This window comes from Rhodanobacter sp. FW021-MT20 (assembly GCF_041107475.1).
In the GTDB taxonomy this organism is placed as follows: Bacteria; Pseudomonadota; Gammaproteobacteria; order Xanthomonadales; family Rhodanobacteraceae; genus Rhodanobacter_A; species Rhodanobacter_A glycinis.
The window spans coordinates 43914-66088 of record NZ_JBGBPX010000012.1 but is presented as its reverse complement, the minus strand read 5'-3'; the positions used below and the strand labels follow the sequence as shown (position 1 = coordinate 66088).

21 protein-coding genes are annotated in these 22175 nt (G+C 66.8%); 7 read left to right on the top strand and 14 right to left on the bottom strand.

Annotated elements, in window-relative coordinates; all coding sequences use genetic code 11:
• Positions 1-4 precede the first annotated feature (4 nt).
• From apaG to AB7849_RS13305, 5 genes are all read right to left on the bottom strand, one after another.
• A complete protein-coding gene (apaG, locus tag AB7849_RS13325; RefSeq protein WP_037098583.1) occupies positions 5-388 on the bottom strand; it encodes a Co2+/Mg2+ efflux protein ApaG in 384 nt (127 codons plus the stop codon).
• A 65-nt stretch (positions 389-453) separates the two neighbouring features.
• A complete protein-coding gene (rsmA, locus tag AB7849_RS13320) occupies positions 454-1248 on the bottom strand; it encodes a 16S rRNA (adenine(1518)-N(6)/adenine(1519)-N(6))-dimethyltransferase RsmA (RefSeq protein ID WP_369501150.1) in 795 nt (264 codons plus the stop codon).
• Positions 1245-2300 (bottom strand): 4-hydroxythreonine-4-phosphate dehydrogenase PdxA, encoded by a 1056-nt coding sequence (gene pdxA, locus AB7849_RS13315; protein ID WP_369501148.1) that lies wholly within the window; start codon positions 2298-2300, stop codon positions 1245-1247. The genes rsmA and pdxA overlap by 4 nt, the downstream gene beginning before the upstream one ends.
• A 25-nt stretch (positions 2301-2325) precedes the next feature.
• On the bottom strand, positions 2326-3690 hold the full coding sequence (locus AB7849_RS13310; protein WP_008216129.1) for a peptidylprolyl isomerase: 1365 nt from the start codon (positions 3688-3690) through the stop codon (positions 2326-2328).
• Positions 3691-3727: 37 nt separating this feature from the next.
• Complete coding sequence (locus tag AB7849_RS13305; RefSeq protein WP_369501147.1) at positions 3728-6148, bottom strand: LPS-assembly protein LptD; 2421 nt, start codon at positions 6146-6148, stop codon at positions 3728-3730.
• Between the two features lie 93 nt (positions 6149-6241).
• On the opposite strand from AB7849_RS13305, the gene msrB reads away from it, so the two are divergent.
• Positions 6242-6664: a peptide-methionine (R)-S-oxide reductase MsrB gene (gene msrB / locus AB7849_RS13300; protein ID WP_008216134.1), complete on the top strand. Its 423-nt coding sequence runs from the start codon at positions 6242-6244 to the stop codon at positions 6662-6664.
• Between the two features lie 150 nt (positions 6665-6814).
• On the opposite strand, the gene AB7849_RS13295 is transcribed toward msrB, so the two are convergent.
• Genes AB7849_RS13295 through AB7849_RS13285 form a run of 3 tightly spaced genes read right to left on the bottom strand, consistent with a single transcriptional unit; the run spans position 6815 to position 8905 of the window.
• On the bottom strand, positions 6815-7735 hold the full coding sequence (locus tag AB7849_RS13295) for a histone deacetylase family protein (protein WP_037102224.1): 921 nt from the start codon (positions 7733-7735) through the stop codon (positions 6815-6817).
• Positions 7736-7746: 11 nt separating this feature from the next.
• On the bottom strand, positions 7747-8313 hold the full coding sequence (locus AB7849_RS13290; protein WP_008216138.1) for a cob(I)yrinic acid a,c-diamide adenosyltransferase: 567 nt from the start codon (positions 8311-8313) through the stop codon (positions 7747-7749).
• A gap of 1 nt (position 8314) precedes the next feature.
• Positions 8315-8905 carry a hypothetical protein gene (locus AB7849_RS13285; protein WP_008216140.1) on the bottom strand — a complete coding sequence of 197 codons (591 nt, stop codon included), beginning with the start codon at positions 8903-8905 and terminating at the stop codon, positions 8315-8317.
• Between the two features lie 103 nt (positions 8906-9008).
• Between AB7849_RS13285 and ubiH the strand changes: the two genes are divergently transcribed.
• From ubiH to AB7849_RS13270, 3 genes are all read left to right on the top strand, one after another.
• Entirely contained in the window at positions 9009-10235 is a 1227-nt protein-coding gene (ubiH, locus tag AB7849_RS13280) for a 2-octaprenyl-6-methoxyphenyl hydroxylase (protein ID WP_369501146.1), read from the top strand.
• Entirely contained in the window at positions 10232-11458 is a 1227-nt protein-coding gene (locus tag AB7849_RS13275; RefSeq protein ID WP_369501145.1) for a UbiH/UbiF/VisC/COQ6 family ubiquinone biosynthesis hydroxylase, read from the top strand. Before ubiH ends, AB7849_RS13275 begins: the two co-directional genes overlap by 4 nt.
• 135 nt (positions 11459-11593) lie before the next feature.
• Positions 11594-12382, top strand: a complete 789-nt coding sequence (locus tag AB7849_RS13270) for a dienelactone hydrolase family protein (RefSeq protein ID WP_008213183.1) — start codon at positions 11594-11596, stop codon at positions 12380-12382.
• Positions 12383-12598: 216 nt separating this feature from the next.
• Here the strand turns inward: AB7849_RS13270 and AB7849_RS13265 are convergent, their stop codons facing one another.
• Positions 12599-13603 (bottom strand): polyprenyl synthetase family protein, encoded by a 1005-nt coding sequence (locus AB7849_RS13265; RefSeq protein ID WP_081491796.1) that lies wholly within the window; start codon positions 13601-13603, stop codon positions 12599-12601.
• Positions 13604-13786: 183 nt separating this feature from the next.
• Here AB7849_RS13265 and AB7849_RS13260 point away from each other — a divergent pair, with 183 nt between their 5' ends.
• Positions 13787-14983: an MFS transporter gene (locus tag AB7849_RS13260; RefSeq protein ID WP_008213187.1), complete on the top strand. Its 1197-nt coding sequence runs from the start codon at positions 13787-13789 to the stop codon at positions 14981-14983.
• A 246-nt stretch (positions 14984-15229) separates the two neighbouring features.
• A complete protein-coding gene (gene ssb / locus AB7849_RS13255; protein WP_008212581.1) occupies positions 15230-15742 on the top strand; it encodes a single-stranded DNA-binding protein in 513 nt (170 codons plus the stop codon).
• Between the two features lie 77 nt (positions 15743-15819).
• Here the strand turns inward: ssb and AB7849_RS13250 are convergent, their stop codons facing one another.
• The 5 genes from AB7849_RS13250 to pdhA all read right to left on the bottom strand — a co-directional run bounded on the left by AB7849_RS13250 (position 15820) and on the right by pdhA (position 21061).
• Positions 15820-16686 carry an AraC family transcriptional regulator gene (locus tag AB7849_RS13250; protein ID WP_008212583.1) on the bottom strand — a complete coding sequence of 289 codons (867 nt, stop codon included), beginning with the start codon at positions 16684-16686 and terminating at the stop codon, positions 15820-15822.
• 169 nt (positions 16687-16855) lie between these two features.
• Complete coding sequence (locus AB7849_RS13245) at positions 16856-17239, bottom strand: VOC family protein (RefSeq protein ID WP_008212585.1); 384 nt, start codon at positions 17237-17239, stop codon at positions 16856-16858.
• A gap of 250 nt (positions 17240-17489) precedes the next feature.
• Entirely contained in the window at positions 17490-18839 is a 1350-nt protein-coding gene (locus AB7849_RS13240) for a dihydrolipoamide acetyltransferase family protein (RefSeq protein WP_369501144.1), read from the bottom strand.
• Between the two features lie 152 nt (positions 18840-18991).
• On the bottom strand, positions 18992-19972 hold the full coding sequence (locus AB7849_RS13235; RefSeq protein WP_008208801.1) for an alpha-ketoacid dehydrogenase subunit beta: 981 nt from the start codon (positions 19970-19972) through the stop codon (positions 18992-18994).
• 3 nt (positions 19973-19975) lie between these two features.
• Positions 19976-21061 (bottom strand): pyruvate dehydrogenase (acetyl-transferring) E1 component subunit alpha, encoded by a 1086-nt coding sequence (gene pdhA / locus AB7849_RS13230; protein WP_008208805.1) that lies wholly within the window; start codon positions 21059-21061, stop codon positions 19976-19978.
• A 205-nt stretch (positions 21062-21266) separates the two neighbouring features.
• Between pdhA and AB7849_RS13225 the strand changes: the two genes are divergently transcribed.
• A complete protein-coding gene (locus AB7849_RS13225; protein WP_008208807.1) occupies positions 21267-22118 on the top strand; it encodes a tryptophan 2,3-dioxygenase in 852 nt (283 codons plus the stop codon).
• Positions 22119-22175: the final 57 nt, after the last annotated feature.

The window sequence follows — 22175 nt, the reverse complement described above, 5'->3', positions numbered from 1 at the left end:
TCCGTCAGTGCAGCGTGCGCGGGATGGACAAGGTGAATTCCGGAATCGGTGCCTCGAAGCGGGTGCCGTCGTCGGCCAGCATCTGGTAGCTGCCGCCCATGATGCCGACCGGGGTTTCCAGCACCGCGCCGGAGGTGTATTCGAAATCGTCGCCGGGACGCATCCACGGCTGTTCGCCGACCACGCCGTCGCCACGCACTTCTTCCACCTTGCCGTTGGCGTCGGTGATCAGCCAATGCCGCGTGAGCAACTGCGCGGGCACGTTGCCGGCGTTGCGCAGGGTGATGGTGTAGGCGAACACGTAGCGGTTGTCGCCGGGGCGCGACTGGTCGGGCACGAAGCGGCTTACGACCTGCACGTCGATCGTGTAGGAAGATTTCTCGGTCATGGCTGGATTGTACGGGTTGCCGATGTGCATGGGCAGCGAATGGAAGCCGCCGGCGCGCATGGCGTTCAGATGGAGGTGTCCACCTTGGCCAGTCGAACGAAGTCGGCTGGCGACAGGGTTTCGGCACGCGCCTTGGGGTCGACGTCGGCGCGGCGGATGGCGTCGGCATCCAGCAGCTGGCGCAAGGCGTTGCCCAGCGTCTTGCGTCGCTGTGCAAAGGCGGCCCTGACCACGGCGTACAGCCGTTCCGGGTCCGCATCATGGCGCTGCACGGGCGTGAGCGGGATCAGCCGCACCACCGCCGAATCCACCTTCGGCGGTGGCCGGAACGCACCGGGTGGCACGTTGAACAGCGGTTCGACCCGGCAGGCCAGTTGCAGCATCACCGACAGGCGGCCGTAGACCTTGCTGCCCGGTTCGGCGGCCATGCGATCGACCACTTCCTTCTGCAGCATGAAGTGCATGTCCTGGATCGCGGCCGCATGCTCGACGCAATGGAACAGGATCGGGCTGGAGATGTAGTAGGGCAGGTTGCCGGCGATGCGCAGGCGCGGCACACCGTGGCGGTGCGCCAGCGCGGTGAAGTCCACCTTCAGCACGTCGGCATGGATGATGGCCAGTTCGCCAACGGCTGCGGCGCGCTCCTGCAGCCCCGGGATCAGGTCGGTGTCCAGCTCGATCGCGGTGAGTTTGCCGGCGGCAGCCAGCAGGGGCAGGGTGAGCGCGCCTTCACCCGGGCCGATCTCGACCACGAAGTCGTCGGCGCGTGGCGAGATCGAGCTGACGATGCGTTCGATGTAACGCCGTTCGTGCAGGAAGTGTTGGCCGAAGCTTTTCTTGGGGCGGGCGGGGGGGGTCATGAGGGTTTTCGCAAGAGTGGCCCCTCACCTCGCTCCTCTCCCCGGCGGGGAGAGGATGGACGAGTGGCGCAGCGCGCCACGAGTTCCAAGGCGAGCTTGGCGGCGGCAATCAGGCTGGCTGGATCGGCCGTACCACTGCCGGCCAGATCCAGCGCGGTGCCGTGATCGACCGAGGTGCGGATGAAGGGCAGGCCGAGGGTGAGGTTGACGGTGCGGTCGAAGGCCTCGCTCTTGAGTACCGGCAAGGCCTGATCGTGGTACATCGCCAGTACCGCGTCGTAGCGTGTTCGCTGGGCGGGAACGAAGGCGGTGTCGGCAGGCAGCGGGCCGAGCAACTGCATGCCTTCGGCACGCAGCGTGTCCAGCAGCGGGATGACGGTGTCCAGTTCCTCGCGACCGAGATGACCGCCTTCGCCGGCATGCGGATTGAGGCCGAGCACGGCGATGCGCGGTTCGGCCAGCCCGAATTTCGTGCGCAGTTCGCCGTGCACGATGCGCAGCACGCGTTCCAGTGTGGCGCGGGTGATCGCGGCCGGCACCGCGGCCAGCGGCAGGTGGGTGGTGGCCAGCGCCACGCGCAGTTCGGGACTGGCCAGCATCATCACTACGTCGGCGTGGGCGCGTTCGGCGAAGAATTCGGTGTGGCCGCTGAAGCGGATGCCGGCCTCGTTGATCGAGGCCTTCTGCAGCGGCGCGGTGACTACGGCGGCGTAGCGTCCCTGCATGCAGCCGTCGGCGGCCTCGGCGAGGGTGGCGAGCACGTGCCGGGCGTTGCGCGGGTCGGGCTGGCCCGGGACTTCGGGAACACCCAATGGCACGTGATGGACACGCAATGTGCCGGGTGGGCGCACTGCGATATCGCTGCCGTCGTCGTCGCGCAGCTCGATGGCCGCGCCGCAACGCGAGGCGGCGCGTTCGAGCAGGTTCCGATCGGTCACCGCAACGAGATTGGCCGCCAGCGAGGTGGCGGCCAATCGGATCAGCAGTTCGGGGCCGACACCCGCGGGCTCGCCCGCGGTGACGGCGAGCCGGGGCAGCGCCTGCGTGCTCACGACCGCGGTGCGGCTGCCGCCGGGGTCACGAGGATGCCTTGGCGTTGCCTTCGTCGGGCTTGGCCAGTGCGGGGACCAGGATCTTCACGTACGAGCTGGAACGCAGCTGGCGCAGGTAATCGTCGTAGGCCTGCTCGGCCTTGCGGTTGCCGATGGCCTGGCGGGCCTGCTCGCGCGCGGCCTTCTCGGTGACGTCGGTCTGGCGTTCGCCCAGGCGCTTCACCAGATGCCAGCCTTCGGCGGTCTGGAACGGCTTGGAGACCTCGCCGTCCTTGAGCTGTGCGATCTGTTGACCAATGGCCGAGCCCCAGGCGTTCTGCTGGAACCAGCCCATGTCGCCGCCGTTGTTGGCGGTGGTGTCGTCGTCGGAGTCTTCCTTGGCCAGGGTGGCGAAGGAGGCATGCTTGTTGACGAGGCGGTTGTACAGCGACTGGGCCTTCTGCTCGGCCTGCTGCATGGACACCACGGCGCTGGGCTTGATCAGGATGTGCAGGGCGTGGAATTCGGTGGCGATCTGCTTGGGCGGCTGGCGCTCGCCGACCAGCTTGATGATGTGGAAGCCGGTGGGACCGCGCAGGGCCGGGCTGACATCGCCGGGCTTCATGTTGGTGATGGTGTCGACGAAGGCCGGCGGGATGGCGTCCATGCGGCGCCAGCCGAGGTCGCCGCCGTCGAGCGCGTCGGAGGCGTCGGAGTAGCGGATGGCGGCGGCATTGAAGTCCATGCCGCCCTTGATCGCGTCCAGCGCGGCCTTGGCCTTGGCCGCGGCAACCTGGATATCGGTGGCGCTGGCACCGCTGGGAATGTTGATGTCGATGTGCGCCAGGTGCACTTCGCCGGCCTTGTAGGTCGGGCTGTTGAGCAGGTTGTCGACTTCGCTGTCGGTGACCGAGACGGAATCGTGCACCACGCTCTGGTGCAGGCGCTGCACCACCAGCTGGTCGTGCAATTGCTGGCGGAACGCGGCGTAGCTCTGCCCGGTCTGCTGCACGGCGGCGCGCAGCTGGTCGGTCGTCATCTTGTTCTGCTGGGCCACGTTGGCCACGGCCTGGTCGACTTCCTGGTCGGAGACCTGGATGCCCTGTTCGTCGGCACGCTGCAATTGCAGCTTCATCAGGATCAGGCGATCAAGCACCTGCCGGCGCAACACGTCGGTGGGCGGCAACTGTTCGGGGTGCTGTGCATATTGCTGCTGCACGGCCTGCACGGCCTGGTCCAACTCGCTTTCCAGGATCACGTTTTCCTCGACGACCGCAACAATGCGGTCGAGCGGTTGCTCCTGGCTGGTGGTGCCCTGTCCAGCTGCGGCCTGCGGCAGCAACTGGGCATGGGCGAGTGGCGGGATCGCAAAGGCGATCGCCAGCAGGAGTAACGCGAAGGTCTGCTTCATCAGTCGGGGGCCTTCAATCGCCAGTGGCGACAGGAGTTTATTGATAGCCAAGAATACCACGGCGCAGGTAGGTCTCGGTCTGGCCGTTGAATGCGCCCATGCCCTTGAATTCCAGCTCGAACATGATCGCGTTGTTGGTTCCCGGGTTCGCGGTGGTCGTGGTGGGAACCAGGCCGTCGTAGCCGTTCACGTAGTGACGGCCCAGCAGGCTCAGTTTCACGCAGCAGCTTTCGTACTGGATGCCGGCCATGGCTTCCACCGTGCGCTTGTCCATCACCGAATAGGTCCAGTGACCGAGCAGGCGCCAGCGATCCGAGACGGGATAGACCACGGAAGCGTCGTATTGTTCCAGCAGGCTGCGCCGGAAGCGGTAGGAGAAGTTCAGCACGCCGTCCAGGCCGATGCGGCGTTGCAGTTCCACCGTGCCCATGTCGGTCTGGCGGCTGTGCGGGTTCCACTGGTAGGAGCCGTTCAGGCGCCAGTCGTCGCTGAGCTGGCTGCCCAGTTCCACCACGTAGTCCGAACCGGCGAAGTCGGTGGCGGTGGTACCGGTGAGCGGCACCTTCTGCGGGGTGAAGTAGCGGATCTGGCCGAAGCTGAGCGACAACCGCTCCACGCCGCTCTCGTCGAGCAGGCGGGTGGTCACCGCTGCCGTCAGGTTGTTGGCGTTCATCTGGCGATCGGCGCCGGAGTACTGGTTGGGCGAGAACAACTGCCAGTAGTCGAACGACATCAAGGTGGTATCGAACAGCGGCAGGTTGCTCTGGTCGCGGTACGGCGCGTACAGGTAGTACAGGCGCGGTTCCAGCGTCTGCGTGTAGTTGCTGCCGAACAGCGAGGTGTCGCGCTCGAAGATCAGTCCGCTGTCGAGGCTGGCGATGGGCAGCGAACGACTGGGCGTGCGATCGGTGAATGGCGAAGCCTGGCTGGCGGCAAGCGGGCCGTAGAAGCCGTAATTCTGGTAACCGTTGCTGAGCTGGTAGGCGGTATAGCGCCAGGCCACCTTCGGGCGCACGAACCACGCGGCGCCCTGGAAATCGGCGCCGATGAACGGGTACAGGTCCAACCGATCGCCTTCGACCACGTCCTGCTTGCGGAACGCCACCGCCTCGCTGCTCAGGCCGGCTTCGAGCCAGCGGTTGAGCGGGATGTCGAGGTTGAACGTGGCGCGCGGCCAGCGCTTGTACTGCACCACGCTGTCCGGCAGCGACGGGTCGACGTTCTGGTAGTAATCGGCGCCGAACGAGGCGCTCCACCAGTTGCCCGAACCGTTGATGTAGGCATTGGACGCCAGCGTGCCGGTGGAGATGGTGTACAGATCGCTGCCGAAGTCGCGCAGGTAGTTGCGGTCCGACGCGCGGTTGATGCTGGTGCCGAACGACCAGCCCGGCCACAACGCGGTGCTGTCGGTGTATTTCATCAGCCAGCGATCACGGCCCAGGGTGTCCGTGGCGGTGGGCGACAGCGTGGTGTCGTCGAAGCGGTCCTTGGCCAGGTACTCGAAGTCGAGCTGGCCACTCGTTCCCGGGAACAGGTAGCGTGCCTGGCCGGCCAGCATCGGGCCACGCAGCGAATACATGCGTGGCTCCAGCGTGGCGTCGTAGTTCGGCGCCAGGTTCAGGTAGTACGGAATGCTGAACGTGTAGCCGCCACGCGTGGTGTGGCTGAAGGTCGGATACAGGAAACCACTCATGCGCCGGTTGTCGACGGGAAAGCTCATGTAGGGCAGATACAAGAACGGCACGTGCCCCAGGCGCATGGTGGCATCGCGCGCCACGCCGCGGCCGGTTTCCTTGTTGATGGTGAGTTTCTTGGCGCGGATTTCCCACAGGTGGTGGCCGATGTCGCAGGTGGAATAGGCCACCCGGCTGTAGCGGCTGTGCTGGGCGTCCAGCATGTGCGCCTGATCCGCCGTGCCGTTGCCGTGCGACAGCAGCATCTGGAAGCGCAGGTTGCCGTCGGCGATGCCACGGTTGGCGTTGGTGTTGCCCTTCATGTGGTCGGCGGACAGCAGCTCGCCGGCTTCCTGGTAGCGCACGTCGCCGCGGGCGTCGTAATCGGTGGTCTCGTCGTTGTAGTCGATGCGGTCGGCCTGCACCTGCTGGTCGGCGCGGTCCATCTTCACCCGGCCGGAGAGGTGGTAGACGGTCTGGTTCGAGCTGTCCACATGCTCGGCCTGGACGAAGGTCTTCGCGGTCGGGCGCAGGTCGGTGTTCTGCGGCAGGCTGGGGTCGTAGAATTCCAGCATCGCATTGGGGCGGCACAACGCGAAGTTGTCCGGCCGCGGCGGGCAGATGAAGGTGCCCAGCGGGCAGACGGTCTCGGTGCCGTCAAGCGTGGACTTGGGGTGTTTCAGGCCCTTTCCGCCACTGGCATCGGCCTGGGCACTGATCAGGGCCATGGCGGCGGCAACCGCCAGCAGGCGACGGGGAGGCAGTTGGCGTAGCGTGCGCGTCACGATGGCAATCTGTCGACGGGAAGACGCAGTAAGCTAACAGAAAGGGCCTGCCTGCGGCAGGCGCGCGCTATCTGTTTCGTGTGGGGACGAGGCATGAATACGACTTCCAATCCGCTTCCGAATCCCGTTCCGGTACACAAGACCGACTCGCAATGGCAGGTCGATCTGACACCAGAACAGTACGCCGTGTGCCGCTGTTCGGCTACCGAACCGCCGTTCAGCGGGCGCTGGTATCGCCACCGCGAGGCGGGTATCTACGTCTGCGTGGCGTGCCGGGCAAAGCTGTTCGCCTCCGAGGCCAAATTCGATTCCGGCTCGGGCTGGCCGAGTTTCTTCCGGCCGATGGCGCCCTCGGCAGTGAGCCTGCGCCGGGATGAAAGCCAGGGTCGGCATCGGGTGGAGCTGCGCTGCGCCAATTGTGATTCGCACCTGGGGCACATGTTCAGCGACGGTCCGCGGCCGACCGGCCTGCGCTACTGCGTCAATTCCGTGGCGCTGGATTTCCTGCCGCTTTAGGGATGGCCTGATCAATCTGCTTTTTCCGGTCATTCCTGCGGCTGTTGAGAGCCGCTGGGATGACGAGCAAAATCAGAACATCCTCAGGTCGCGAAGGTCAATGCCGGCTTTGAACAAATCGGCTTGCCACCCGATCCCGGGCCGGCGGCATCATTCCATCAGCTCTTCGACATGCGCGGCGGCGCTGGCCGCCAGTGCCGTCGGCGCGTAGCCGCCTTCCAGCGTCGAGACGAGCCGTCCGCCGGCATGCACGCGGGCAAGTTCGACCAGTTTCGCGGTGATCCAGGCGTAATCTTCGCTGCCCAGTTGCAGCCCGGCCAGTGGATCGTCGCGATGGGCGTCGAAACCGGCCGAAACCAGCACCAGCTGCGGTTTGAACGCGTGCAATCGCGGCAGCAGCAGGCCGTCCCACAATTCGCGGAAGGCCCACGAACCGTCGCCGGCCGACAGGCAGCCATTGACGATATTGCCGACGCCACGCTCGTCTTCGCGGCCGGTATTGGGGTACAGCGGCGACTCGTGGCTGGAAGCGAACAGCACGCGCGGTTCGCGTTCGAAGATGGCCTGCGTGCCATTGCCGTGGTGCACGTCGAAATCGGCGATCGCCACGCGCTTGAGGCCGTGGGCCGCCAGCGCGTGGGCCGCCGCCACGGCCACGTTGTTGAACAGGCAGAAGCCCATCGCATGGTCGGGTGTGGCGTGGTGGCCAGGGGGGCGAACGGCGCAGAACGCATGGCGACATTCGCCGCCGATCACCGCGTCCACCGCCGCCACCATCGCACCGGCCGCACGCAGCGCCGCCTCGGCCGAGCAGGGCGACATCAGGGTGTCCTCGTCCAGTTGCAGCAGCCCGTCGGAAGGGGCCGCGTCCAGGATGCGCTCGACGTGACCGGCCCGATGCACGCGCAGCAGTTGCTCGCGCGTGGCACGCGGGGCTTCGATGCGATCCAGCGCGGCGAAGCGGTCGTGATCCAGTGCGTGCAGCACCGCCGCGAGCCGTGCCGGCGATTCGGGATGGCCGGGGCCGGTATCGTGCTGCAGGCAGGATGGATGGGTATAGAGCCGCAGCATGCGGTTACCGGTCAGGCCGTCGGCTTGCGCCGGCGCTCGTGCTGCCACAGCACCTCGCCGTGGCCATCGGCCCGGGCCAGTACGCGGCACAACACGAACAGCAGGTCGGACAGGCGGTTGAGATAGCGCTGCGGTTGCGGCCGCACGTCTTCCTCGCGCGCCAGCGCCGTCACTTCACGCTCGGCGCGGCGACAGACGGTGCGCGCCAGGTGGCAGCACGATGCGGCCATGCCGCCACCGGGCAGGATGAATTCCTTCAGCGATGGCAGTGGCTCGTTGAAGCCGTCCAGCACGGTTTCCAGGCGCGTGATGTCGGCGTCGTCGATCATCGCCATGCCCGGGATGCACAGCTCGCCGCCGAGGTCGAACAGCTCGTGCTGGATCTGGGTCAGCGCTTCGCGCACGGCAGCGTCCACGCCATTGCAGGCCAGCACCATGCCGATCGTGCTGTTGAGCTCGTCGACGGTGCCGTAGGCGCTGACGCGCAGCGAATCCTTGGCTACCCGCGAGCCGTCGCCGAGGCCGGTGCTGCCGTCGTCGCCGGTGCGCGTGTAGATTTTCGAAAGGCGGTTGCCCACGTCAGTGCTGCGTGTGGCCGGTGTGCTGCAGCGTGCGCGACAGCTGGGTCACCAGCACGTGCAGCACGGCCCCCAGGCCCACGTACAACGCGGTGACTTCGAGGAACGGCAGGTACCAGTCGCCCAGGTTGACGAACCATGCGCCGAAGCTGCGCGGCGCCGGCACGTTGGCGCTGATCCAGTAGAAGCTGCCGTTGGAAATCAGGTAGCACACGGCCTCGCTGACCAGCAGCGCCAGCACGGCCAGGCCGAGCGTGGGCATGCGCAGGCCAAGCTGGTGCCGGGCCAGCCAGCTGCCGCCCAGCCACAGCGCGCCGTAGGCGGCAATCAGGAACCAGTAGGCCGGCGACACGCAGTATTGGCTCCAGAAGTTCATGCCTTGCTGCGTGATCACCACGAAATCGACCAGCACGGCTTCGGCCATCAGCAGCGGGAAAGCCCAGCGTGCGGAGCCGCGCAGCCAGAAACCGGCGAGGAAGAATATGGCCCACGACGCATCGGGCAGCACGTCGAAGTGATGGATGCGGGTGACCGCCATCGCCAGGGCCAGGGCGATGAAAATACTCACGCGTTGGATGTACGGCTTGTCCATGGCAGGGCTCCGTGGGAATGCATGCGGGGAATCAGGCACCCAGTTTAGCCCAATGCGCCGTCGTCGATGCAGCCGCCGTGCGCTCGCGCGTATCATCGACGGCATGAGTCCCGAGCAAACCTCCACTTCCCGAACCGGTGTGCTGATCGTCGGTGGCGGCCTGGTCGGCGCCAGTCTGGCCATTGCGCTGGATGCCGCCGGCATCGCCGCCACCCTGGTCGAGGCGGCCGCCCCGCGCGCCGGTGCCCAGCCCAGCTACGACGAACGCAACCTGGCGCTGGCGCGCGCTACGGTCAATGGCCTGGACGCCATCGGCGTGTGGACGCATGCCGCGGCGAACGCCACGCCGATCCGGCATATCCGGGTCAGCCGCGCGGGCGAATTCGGCAGCGCGCGCATCGACGCGGCGAAGCAGGGCGTCGATGCCCTGGGCTGGACGCTGCCGGCGCGTGAACTGGGCGAGGCCTTGTTGCGCCGGCTCGATGCCTGCACCCGGCTGACCCGGCTGGCGCCGGCGACACTGGAAGCGCTGGAATCGCACCCGGCCGGCTGGCGCGCGCGCATCCGCACCGCCGACGGCGAGCGCACGGTCGACGCAGCGCTGCTGGTCGGCGCCGACGGCACCGAATCCTTCGTGCGCAGCCAGCTCGGCATCGACGCCGAGCGGCTCGATTACGAGCAGACCCTGTTTGTCGCCACTGTCACTCCCGAGCACGATCACGCGAACCGCGCTTTCGAGCGTTTCTCCGACGCGGGCCCGGTGGCGCTGTTGCCGCTGGCCGAACGTCGCTGCGGACTGGTGCTTACCGTGCCGGGCGAGCAGGCGGAAACGGTGGCGGCGCTGGGCGATGGCGATTTCATCGCGCTGGCGCAGCAACGTTTTGGCTGGAAGCTGGGCCGGCTGACGCGCCCGGGCAAGCGGCACCCCTACGCGATCCGCCGCGTGGCCGCACGGCAGTTGATCGGCCCGCGCGCGGTGCTGGTCGGCAACGCCGCGCAGACCGTCCACCCGATCGGTGCGCAAGGTTTCAACCTCGGCTTGCGCGATGCGCTGACCTTGTCGGAACTGGTCGCTGCGGCGGAAGATCCCGGCGCGGCTGACCTGCTGCAACGCTACGCCGCGCGCCGCGCGCCGGACCGCGAAGGCACCATGGCGATGAGCCACGGACTGGTACGGCTGGCCTGCCTGGAACAGCCGTTGCTGGCGCCGCTGCGTTCGCTGGCGCTGCTGGCCTACGACCGCGTGTCGCCGCTGCAACACCTGCTGGCACAACACGGCATGGGCTTCCGTGGCGAGCCGCCGCACGCCGTGCTGGAGCGCCTGCCATGAACACGCTTCCCGAACGTCGCCGCGCGCCGGCACTGGATATCGCCGTGGTCGGTGGCGGCATGGTCGGCGCCGCTGCTGCGCTGGCGTTGGCGAAGGCCGGCTTTTCCACCGCGCTGCTGGAAGCGCGCGAGCCGACGCCATGGCAGGCGGGCGACGAAGTCGATTTGCGCGTGGTCGGGCTCGCGCCGTCGTCCATCGAGTTGCTGGATGGTCTGGGTGTCTGGACGTCCATTCGTGATGCGCGATCCAGCCCTTATGCGCACATGCATGTATGGGACAGCGAAAGCGGCGCCGCCATCGACTTTTCTGCCGCGGACGATGGGCGCGACCTGCTCGGCCATATTGTCGAGAACAATCTGGTGCAGTGGACGCTGTGGCAGGCGCTGGAGGCGGCCGGCGGCCGCTCCGGCACAGCCACGGGCGGCGTCCGTCGCCTGTGCCCGGCCGAGGTGCGGGGTTTCGAGGCGCGGGAGGATCGCGTGGTGCTGGAACTGGCTGATGGCGAAAGTCTGTCCGCGCGTCTGCTGGTGGCCGCTGACGGCGCCGCTTCGCCATTGCGCGACATGGCCGGCATCGCTACCCGTGGTCGCGACTACGCGCAACGTGCAGTGGTGGCGCATGTCGTCACCGAGCGGCCGCATGAAGCCACCGCATGGCAGCGCTTCCTGCCCACGGGGCCGTTGGCGCTGCTGCCGCTGGCCGATGGGCGCAGCTCGGTGGTGTGGTCGCTGCCCGAGGGCGAAGCGCAACGCGTGTTGGCGCTGGACGATGCGGCCTTCATGGATGCGCTCGGCATCGCCAGCGATTTCCGCTTGGGTCGTGTGGTGGGCACCACGCGGCGCGCGGCGTTCCCGCTCAAGTTGCAGTTGGCCGAAACCTATCAGTCCGATCGCTTCGTGCTGCTCGGTGATGCCGCGCATGCAGTCCATCCCCTGGCCGGGCAGGGCGTGAACCTGGGGCTGCGCGATGTCGCCGAATTGCGCGATACGCTGCGTGCCGCACGCGATGCCGGGCGTGACATCGGCGCCGAACATGTATTGCGTCGCTACGCGCGTCGCCGACGCAGTGCCGATACGCTCGATGCGCGCGGTTTCGACGCGCTGGCACGCATCTACGCTTGGCAGTCGCCGCCGCTGGTCGCCGCGCGTGGACTGGGCGTGCGCCTGCTCGATCGACTGACGCCATTGAAGCGGCGCATCGCCGCGCACGCCGCCGGGCTGTGAGCTTTTCGCCTCCCCCTGCAAGGCAGGGGGAGGTCGGGAGGGGGTAAAGCTTTTCGCGTTCTCCGAGAAGCCCCCTCCCCAACTCTCCCCTGCTCGCAGGGGAGGGAGCAAACCAATCTGGCCGGAGGATTCGTCATGCGTCTCGCCCGTTGCTGCAGTGTGCTTTTGCTTTCCGTGCTTGCCTTCGCCGCGCAGGCGAAGATGGTCCATCGCGCCGTGGACTGGACGCTGGGAAGCACGCATTTCCACAGCGTGCTGGTCTATGACGATGCGACCGCCGCGAAACGTCCGGGTCTGGTGATGGTGCCGAACTGGTTCGGCGTGAATGCGGCGGCGGTGAAGAAAGCCGAGATGATCGCCGGCAAGCGCTACGTGATCCTTCTCACCGACATGTACGGCGCCGGTGTGCGTCCGACGAATACCGATCAGGCGCAGGCGGCGGTGAAGCCGCTGTATGCGGATCGTTCGCTGATGCGCAAACGGGTCAACGAGGCGCTGGCGCAGCTGCGGGCGCAGGCGGCTTCGGCGCCGATCGATACCTCGAAGCTCGCCGCCATCGGCTTCTGCTTTGGCGGCGCAGCCGTGCTGGATCTGGCGCGCAGCGGAGCGGACGTCGCCGCGGTGGTGTCGTTCCACGGCGACCTCTCCGGCGGTGACCCGGTGCAGGCGAAACACATCAAGGCGCGCGTGCTGGCCATGAATGGCGCCGACGACACCTGGACGATGCCCGCTGCCGACAAGTTTCTCGACGAGATGCGCCAAAGTCCCGCCGGCTGGCAGTTCGTGGTGCTCGGCCACGCCGTGCATTGTTTTACCGAAGTGGGCGAAAACGAACCGGGCTGCAAGTACGACGCCAAGGCCGCGGCGCGCAGTTATCGTTTGATGCACCAGTGGCTGAAGTCGGCGTTTGCCGGCAGCCCATAGGGCACCTCGAATAACCGCTTTTGTAGGAGCGCACCCTGTGCGCGAATGCTCTTGGCCTCGGTCAGACACCCGAGCATTCGCGCACAGGGTGCGCTCCTACAAGGCTTTCGGGGCACCCCTCCAAACCTTCATCGGGGCAGCGGGGTTTCGAGGTTCCCGAAAACCCGCCGCAGGCGAGCAGCTTCGCGATAGCGTTGAAAGCTCCGGCAAGGAACCTCAGGACGTGCGCTGCACCGAATAATCAGCCAGCGCGACCAAGGCATCGCGATGCGTGGAAGCGGGTAGGCTGGCCAGGGCCTCGCATGCAGCCTTGGCATGCGCCACCGCGCGTTCGCGGGTGCGTTCCAGCGCGCCGGAGTCGCGGATGGCGGCGATGATGTGATCCAGCGAATCCAGGCCGCCGTGTTCGATCGCGTGGCGCAGCGATTGCACCTGCTTGGCGTCGGCGGTTTCCAGCGCGTAGATCAGCGGCAGCGTGGGTTTGCCTTCGGCCAGGTCGTCGCCGATGTTCTTGCCCAGGGTGCCGGCGTCGCTGACGTAATCCAGCAGGTCGTCGGCGATCTGGAAGGCGTAGCCCAGTTCCATGCCGTAGCGACGCAGCGCGGCCACCTGGTCTGTCGGCAAGCCGCCGAGCAATCCGCCCAGTTCGGTGGCGGCGGCGAACAGCACCGCGGTCTTGCGCTCGATCACCGCCAGGTACGCGGCCTCGTTCACGTCGGCGTTGCCGATGTTGAGCAGCTGCAGCACCTCGCCCTCGGCGATGGTGTTGGTGGTGTCGGCGAGGATGCGCATGATGCGCATGTCGTCCAGTTCCACCATCAGCTGGAACGAGCGCGAATAGAGGAAGTCGCCCACCAGCACGCTGGCGGCGTTGCCCCACAGCGCGTTGGCGGTCTTGCGGCCACGGCGCAGATCCGATTCGTCGACCACGTCGTCGTGCAGCAGGGTCGAGGTGTGGATGAACTCGATGACCGCAGCCAGCTTGATGTGCTGCTCGCCCGTGTAACCCGCGGCGCCGGCCGCCAGCACGTGCAGCATCGGGCGCAGCCGCTTGCCGCCACCGGCGATGATGTGGTCGGCGATCTGGTTGATCAGCACCACGTCGGAGGACAGCCGCTGGCGAATCAGCGCATCGACGTCGCGCATGTCGGCGGCGGCGAGTTCGCGTACGTCGGCGAAGTCGCGCATTGATCCGGGAACGTGTTCGGCGGACGAGCTCATGGACGGCCTGCAAGGAGTTGAAGCGCGATTATAGGGGGTTCAGCCTTGGCTGTATGCGGCCTGACGGAGCCACGATGCGAACAATGTCGCGGTCTGCGGGCCTCGTGGCGTTGTGTCACATGGGGACGATCGGGGCACATGCCTATAATCGGACTTCCAAGCCATCGCCGGACACCCGCCCACGTGAGCAAGCTCAGCAAGCGCGAACTGAACACCTCCCTTGCCTTGTCCAGCGTCGTCGGGCTGCGCATGTTCGGGCTGTTCCTGATCATGCCGGTGTTCACGGCTTATGCGCTGCACATACCGGGGGCGACGCCGCTGCTGGTGGGCCTGGCGATCGGCATCTACGGTTTTGCGCAGGCACTGCTGCAGGTGCCGGTGGGGCTGATCTCCGATCGCATCGGTCGCCACCTGACGATTACCGTGGGCCTGCTGGTGTTCGTCGTCGGCAGTGTGGTGGCGGCCATGGCGCATGGCATCAACGGCATCATCGTCGGACGCGTGCTGCAAGGCATGGGTGCGGTGTCCGGTGCCAGCCAGGCGCTGGCGGCCGACCATTCGCGTGACGACAACCGCAGCAAGGTGATGGGCATCATCGGTGTCAGCATCGGGCTGGCCTTCATCCTGGCGATCATCCTCAGCGCACCGTTGGCGGCCATCGCCGGACTGCCGGGTCTGTTCGGGCTGACCGCCGTGCTGGCACTGGGCGCCATCGTGTTGCTGTGGATCGTGGTGCCGCGGCCCGAACAGCGCCGCGCACCGGCGGCGGCTCACGGCGGGGAAGTGCTGCGCATGCTGGTGAAGCCGCAGTTGCTGGTGCTCAACGCCTCGATATTCATGATGCACACCATGCTCACCGCCGCTTTCGTGGCGTTGCCGTTGATGCTGGCGCGCAACACCGGCATCACGCTGGATCGCCAGTGGGAGTTGTACCTGCCGGTGATGCTGATCTCCGCGGTGGTGATGGGCGGCGTGCTGCGCCGGGTGACTTCGGTGGCCGGCAGCATGCGCCTGATCCTGCTGTGCGCACTGGGCCTGGGGCTGGCCCTGGTCGGCTTCAGCGCCGCCGGGCACGGCCATGTCCTGCTGTGGGTGGCGGCAATCGTGTTCTTCAGTGCCTTCAATCTGCTCGAAGCCAGCCTGCCCAGCCTGGTGTCGCGACTGGCGCCGCAGCACATGCGTGGCGCAGCGTTGGGCGCCTATGCCACCAGCCAGTTCCTCGGTGCCGGCATCGGCGGCGTGATGGGTGGCGTGGTGCTGCAGCACCTGGGTCTGTCCGCGGTGTTTGCCGTGGCCGCCGTGCTGCTGGTGATCTGGCTACCGCTGCTGTGGTGGGGCCGCAGCCGGGTGATCGCCGCCGGCGCACCCGTGGCGGCCTGATCTTCCACCGGTAGGAGCGCACCCTGTGCGCGAACGCTCTGGCGTTGCCCGAAGCCAAGAGCGTTCGCGCACAGGGTGCGCTCCTGCCGAGGAAAGGCCGGGTTGCGGGTGATGGTGGACAATTCCGCGGGCCTCTTCGGTCGGCATTTGCCTACACCGCTCCAAGGCATGGTCCGTGCGCTCCGATACCCGGGGCCGTGCTAGCATCCACCTCCGTATTTCTGGCATTTCACGAAGGGCGATTCCATGGCACGTGGCATCAACAAGGTCATCCTCGTCGGCAACCTCGGCGCCGACCCCGAAACCCGCTACAGCGCCGGCGGCACCGCCATCACCAGCCTGCGCATCGCGACCTCCGAGTCGTGGATGGACAAGCAGAGCGGTGAGCGCCAGGAGCGCACCGAGTGGCATCGGGTGAAACTGTTCGGCAAGCTGGCCGAGATCGCCGGCGAATACCTGAAGAAGGGCCGCCAGGTCTATATCGAAGGCTCGCTGCGCACCGACAAGTACACCGACAAGGACGGCGTGGAAAAGTACTCCACCGACATCGTGGCCAACGAGATGCAGATGCTCGGTGGTGGTGGCGGCGAAGGCGGTGGTAGCGGCGGTGGTGGCGGTTTCCAGCGTGAACGTCCGCAGGGCGGCGCTTCGCGCCAGGGCAGCGGTGGCGGCAACTATGGCGGCGGTGCCCCGCAGCGCCAGTCAGCCCCGTCTCCGGCCGACAACGGCGGCTTCGAGGACGACGACATTCCGTTCTGATTTGCCGCTGCGTTGATCCAGCGTTTCAACAGAAGCCCGCCGTTGTGCGGGCTTTCTGTTTCATGGGCTCGGCGCAGTCATTGCTGCCGGGAGGTTGGGCGCGCGCGGCCGGCCTGGCGATAGTCTCCCGGGGTGATGCCGAAGCGGCGGTGGAACAGTTCGCCGAAGTGCGAGGGCGTGGCGAAGCCCAGCGCATCGGCGATGGTGGCGACGCTTTGCGTGGTTTCCAGCAGGCGACGGCTGGCCAGGTGCAGGCGGTGGGTGCGCACGTAGTCGCTCCAGCTCATGCCGACCTGTTGCTTGAAGCGGCGGCTGAAGTAGGCCGGCGACAACGCACACAACGCCGCGGCCTGCTCCGCGCCGGGTGCCTCGGCGGGATGCCGGCGCAACTGGTCGATGGCCGGACGCAGGCGTTGCAGGCCATGGACGTCGGCGGCGAGCTTTTCGCCTTCGATGTCCGGTGCGCGGACGATGGCGCACAGCAACAGCTCGGCCAGCGGCAGCGCCAGCGGGTCGGTGGGCTCCAGTGCCAGCAGCCAGTCGGCGAGCGATTCCAGGCGCTGTCGCAGGGTGCGGTCGGGCCGCGCACAGAAGGATTGGCGCAGGCGCTCCATGCCCGGCTTGTGCGCCAGCCGCTCGCCCACATCCGCTTCGACCTGCAGCAGGATCCAGTCACGCGGCCCGGCTTTCAGCGCGAAATCGTGCTGGTGCATCGATGGCACGAAGACGATGGCATGCGGGGTCAATGCATAGCGACGGCCATCGGCATCGAAATGCCCGCCGACCCGGCCGAACAGCACCAGCTCGTGCACGTCGTGGAAATGCACGAAGGGATCGCTGGCATTCGCTTCGCGGCCTTGCCGTATGCGCTCCACGCGCACCGGCGACCCCGGTTGCAACTCCACCGGTTCGCAGATGGGACGATCAAGATGGGGAAGCGCCATGACGGAAGCCCGGCTTGCGGCGGTAAGGCTCGATTGTCACCGAAGGGCGGCGCGAAAAACACCGGCATGCGCAGCCTTGCTTCCTTTCTCCGGAGAGGATGTCCGAAAACCAAAGGCATCGCCCGCGAGCTGGCTCCTGCAAACCGCTTCTGCCTGGGCTTGCCGTTGCTCAGTCCCAGCGATTGAGGTGAGGGCCGAACGCGGCGCGCTGCTTGCGGACCACGCAGAAGCGATGGCCGGTCGGCGCCTCCATCACCCACCAGCGATGACGCACGAAGGCGATGCGTTTTGCGCCAAGGGCTTCCAGTCGGCTGGCTTCGGCATCGATGTCGTCGGTTTCGATGTCCAGGTGCACGCGGCTTTCGTGATCCACTTTCTGCAGCAGGATGATCGGTTCGTCGTCGTCGGTTTTCAGTTCGGCGTAGCGGCCGTCGCCATCCTGGTCGAGCGTGATGACGTCCTTGCCCAGCGCGGCGCTCCAGAAGCGTGCGCCTTTGGCGAGATCATCCACCTGGCTGTCGAGAACAAGAGCGCAGAGTCGGCTGTGATGCATGGGAATTTCCCCCGGGGATGCTGGCCGTGATTCTCGCGCTGTCGCCGTGAAGGAACATGCAGTGTGGCCGCCCGCACCAGGGTGGCTATCACTGTAGGAGCGCACCCTGTGCGCGATGCTCTGGCAGCGACAAGGATCAACAGCCATCGCGCACAGGGTGCGTTCCTGCGACAGGAAGGACGCGGGCGGGGCAAACGAATACGGGGCGCCCGATGGCACCCCGTTTCGTGTGCGATGACGAGCGGTTGGCTCAGTTCGGCATCGACAAGTCGTCCAGCAACGCCTTGAGGAAGCGCGCGGCTTCGCCGCCGGTGGCGGCGCGATGGTCGAAGGTGAGGCTGATCGGCATGCGGCGGTGCACTTCGATGCCACCCATCACCGCCACCACGTCGTGGCTGAGCTTGCCGGCGCCGATGATGGCGACGGTCGGCGGCACCACCACGGGCGTGGCGTAGCGACCGGCGAACATGCCGAAGTTGCTCAGGCTGATGGTGTAGCCGGACAGTTCCGACGCCGGAATCGTGCGGTCTTCCACCTGCGTGCGCAGGCGCTTGATCGCGGCGCGGATGCCGGCGGCATCGAGCACGTCGGCGTTGCGCAGCGCCGGCACGAACAGGCCGTCGTCGGTGTCCACCGCGATGCCGATGTCGACCTGCGGGTGCATCGTGCGGCTGAGGTTCTTGCCGTCGAACCATGCGTTCAGCGCCGGCACCGCCTTGCAGGCGGCGACGATGGCGCGGATCAGGCGCGCGGTGATGTCCTGCTTGCCGATCCAGGCGTGCAGATCGGCGTCGTCGACCAGCGTGGTCGGCACGACCTGGGCGTGGGCATCGGCCATCACGCGGGCCATGTTGCGACGCACGCCCTTGAGCTGCTCCGGCTGGCCACTGGCGGTGACCGACGGCGGTGCGGTGCGCACGGGCTTGCCGGCCAGCGAGACCGGGCTGCGCTGCGGCTCGGGCTGCGGCAGTTCCGGCGCCAGGTGGCGACCGGCCGAGGCGGGCACGGCACGGGCCGGGGCGGCGCCCAGCACGGCACTGCCATTGGCGGCGGCGTCCTTCACGTCCTTCATGGTGACCACGCCGTCGGCGCCGCTGGGGCGCACGCGGGTGAGGTCGACCTTGAGCTTCTTCGCCATGGCACGCACGGCGGGCACGGCCTTGACGCCGCCCACGCTGGCGGCCTGTTCGACGTGCACGGTGTTGCCGCTGACCATCGCGCCGACCACGGTGCCTTCGTCTTCGCGCACGGCGGTGGTGGCGGGCTCCGGGGCTGGTGCCGGTGCGGCAGCTTCGGTCTTCTTCGGGCCGTGGTGGTGGCCGGTGGATTCGGCCTCGGCACGCTGCTTCGCGTTCGGGTCCAGTTCGAATTCGGCCAGCGCGGCGCCGGTTTCGATCACGTCGCCGGTGGCGCCGTGCAGTTTCTTCACCGTGCCGGAGTAGGGCGAGGGCACGTCGACCACCGCCTTGGCGGTTTCCATCGACACCAGCGGGGCGTCGAGCTTGATGGTGTCGCCTTCCTTCACATGCCATTCGACGACGGTGGCGTCGGGCAGGCCTTCGCCAAGGTCGGGCAGGTGGAATGTCTTGATATCAGCCATGAGCGGATTTCCAGGTATGAGTTTTCCGATTTGCTCCCTCCCCTGCTGGCAGGGGAGGGTTGGGGCGGGGTGCTCTTGGGTTACGGACGTCAGATCAAGAGCTTTACCCCCACCCGACCTCCCCCTGCACGCAGGGGGAGGAGCCAAGAGCGTCAGCTTGCTGCCAGCGTGCGTTTCGCCGCGTCGACGATGCGCTCCACGCTGGGCAGGTACTTCATTTCCAGGCGGAACAGCGGGATGTGCGTGTCCGGGCCGGTGACGCGTTCGACCGGGGCGAGCAGGTCGTAGAGGCATTCCTCGGCGATGCGGGCGGCGATCTCGGCGCCGAAGCCGGCGGTCTTGGGTGCCTCGTGCACGATCACGCAGCGGCCGGTCTTCTGCACCGATTCGGCGATGGTGTCGAAGTCCAGCGGGGTGAGCGTGGCGACGTCGATCACTTCGGCGCTGATGCCCTGCTTGGCCAGTTCGTCGGCGGCTTCCAGCGATTCCTTCACCTGCGCGCCCCAGGTCACCAGGGTCACGTCGGTGCCGTCGCGCAGCACGAAGCACACGTCCAGCGGCAGCGCCTCGCCGTCGTCCGGCACTTCTTCCTTGTACTGGCGGTAGATGCGCTTGGGCTCGAAGAAGATCACCGGGTCCGGATCGCGGATCGCGGCCAGCAGCAGGCCGTAGGCGCGCGCCGGCGAGGACGGCAGCACCACGCGCAGGCCGGGGATGTTGGTGAACAGGTGCTCGTTCGCCTCGGAGTGATGCTCCGGTGCGCGGATGCCGCCGCCCCACGGGGCGCGCCACACGGCCGGCACGGTCAGGCGACCGCGGGTGCGATTGCGCATGCGTGCGGCGTGGCAGGCGATCTGTTCCATCATCGGATAGATGAAGCCCTCGAACTGGGCTTCGGCGACGGGCTTCATGCCTTGCACAGCCAGGCCGACGGTGAGGCCGGCGATGGTGGTTTCGTCCAGCGGCGTGTCGATGACACGCAACTCGCCGTACTTTTCCTGCAAGCCCTGGGTGGCGCGGAACACGCCGCCGTTGACGCCGACGTCCTCGCCCAGCACCACGACGCTGTCGTCGTGCTTCATTTCGTAGGCGAGCGCCTGGGTGACGGCTTCGATGAGAGTGATTTGTGCCATGACTCAGTGACCCTTGTTTTCAAGCGAGAGGACGTAGTCGCGCTGTTTGGCGAGATCGGCGGGGACTTCGGCGAAGGTGTAATCGAACATCGCCGTGACCGGCTGCGTCTTCGTCTCGAGGTAGGCATTCACCTCGTTGTCCATCCACTCGTCGCACTCGGCCTTCCAGGCCTCTTCCTTCGCGTCGTCCCACACTTTCTTGGCCACCAGCCAGTTGCGCAGGCGCTTCATCGGCTCGCGTTCCCAACCGTCCTTCACTTCCTGCTCGCCGCGGTAGCGGCGCGCATCGTCGGCGGTGGTGTGGTCGCCGAGGCGGTAGGTCACCGCCTCGATCACGCTGCCGCCCTCGCCGTTGCGAGCGCGCTCCAGCGCGTCTTCCATCGCCTTGCGCACGGCGATGATGTCGTTGCCGTCGACCTGGATGCAGAACAGCCCGGCCGCAATGCCCTTCTGCGCCAGCGTGGGTGCGCCGGACTGGATCTTGCGCGGCACCGAGATCGCCCACTGGTTGTTGACGATCACTGCCACCAGCGGCAGGTTCTGCGCGCCGGCGACGTTGATGGCGCCGTAGAAATCGCCCTTGGACGAGCCGCCGTCGCCGATGGTGCACACGGCCACGCGCTTCTCGCCGCGGATCTTGAACGCCATCGCGGAGCCGGCGGCATGCAGGCACTGCGTGGCGATCGGCACCGACCAGGCGAAGTCGTGGCGGGCCGGTTCCTTCTGGTAATCGTTGCCGCGCTCGTCGCCGCCCCAGTACATGTAGACCTCGCGCGGCTGCACGCCGCGGTACAACTGGGCGCCGTACTCGCGGTAGCTGACCGCCAGCACGTCTTCGGGCTTCATGGCACTGCCGATGCCGACATGTGCGGCCTCGTGGCCGAGGCAGCTGGCATAGGTGCCCAGCTTGCCGGTACGCTGCAAGGCGATCGACTTGGCGTCGAACACCCGCGTCGACAACATCAGCTTGTACAGCTCGACCATGTGGTCGAGATCCTTGGCGAAGGCGGGCAGATCCTTGCGGACTTCCTTGCCTTCGGCATCGAGATACTGCAGGTATTCGATTTCAAACTTGGCGGCGATGGACACGACTCGCTCCCGGTGGACTGAGGGGGTAGGGGCGGGAAGCGGCGGCCCATCCAGTGGGGCCAGACACGCAAAAATCCCTTGAAAAGACGGCAATTGATAGCAGGGGCACATGCTGCGCTGCAAGGTATGGTGCAGCATGCGGGGGCGTACGGCCCGAGCCCGGACTGGCGTTACCATGAACGTCTTTGGGGACTTGCGGATCACCATGACGGACAACCAGCGCGACCTTGAGGCGGGTATCGAACGCAGCCTCGACGGGCGCATGACCTATGCCGGCTATCTGCACCTGGACACCTTGCTGTCCGCGCAGAAGCCATTGAGCCAGCCGCCGTACCACGACGAGATGCTGTTCATCGTGCAGCACCACGTGGCCGAACTGTGGCTGAAGCTGTTGATCCACGAGTTGCGCGCGGCCATGGCGTTCCTGCGCGACGACCGCGCCAATCCGGCCCTGAAGGTGCTGGCGCGAGTGAAGCAGATCCAGCGCCAGCTGTTCGAGCAGTGGGCGGTATTGGAGACGATGACGCCGCACGAATACCTGGCGTTCCGCGATGCGCTGGGGCCGTCGTCGGGCTTCCAGTCGGTGCAATACCGCACGGTGGAATTCATGCTCGGCAACAAGAACGCCGACATGCTGCCGGTGTTCGCGCATGACCCGGTGGCGCAGGCGGGGTTGCGCGCCACGCTGGAAGCGCCGGGCATGTATGACGAGGCGTTGCACTGGCTGGCGCGGCGCGGACATGCGGTGCCGGCGGACCTGCTGCAGCGTGATGTCACGCAGCCATGGCAATTCCGCGACGATTTGCTGCCGGTGTTCAAGCGCATCTACGAGGCGCCGGAATCGTTCTGGGCGGAATTCCATCTGTGCGAAACGCTGGTGGATATCGAGGAGAGTTTCCAGCTGTGGCGTTTCCGCCACATGAAGGCGGTGGAGCGGATCATCGGACACCGCCGCGGCACCGGCGGTTCCTCCGGCGTGGGTTTCCTGAAGAAAGCGCTGGACCTGACCTTCTTCCCGGAATTGCTGGATGTGCGCACCGTGCTTGGCACGGCGTGAACTTTTGCTGCTGCGGGCGATCCCATGCACGAGCGCCCGGGCCCATGCCCCGTAGGA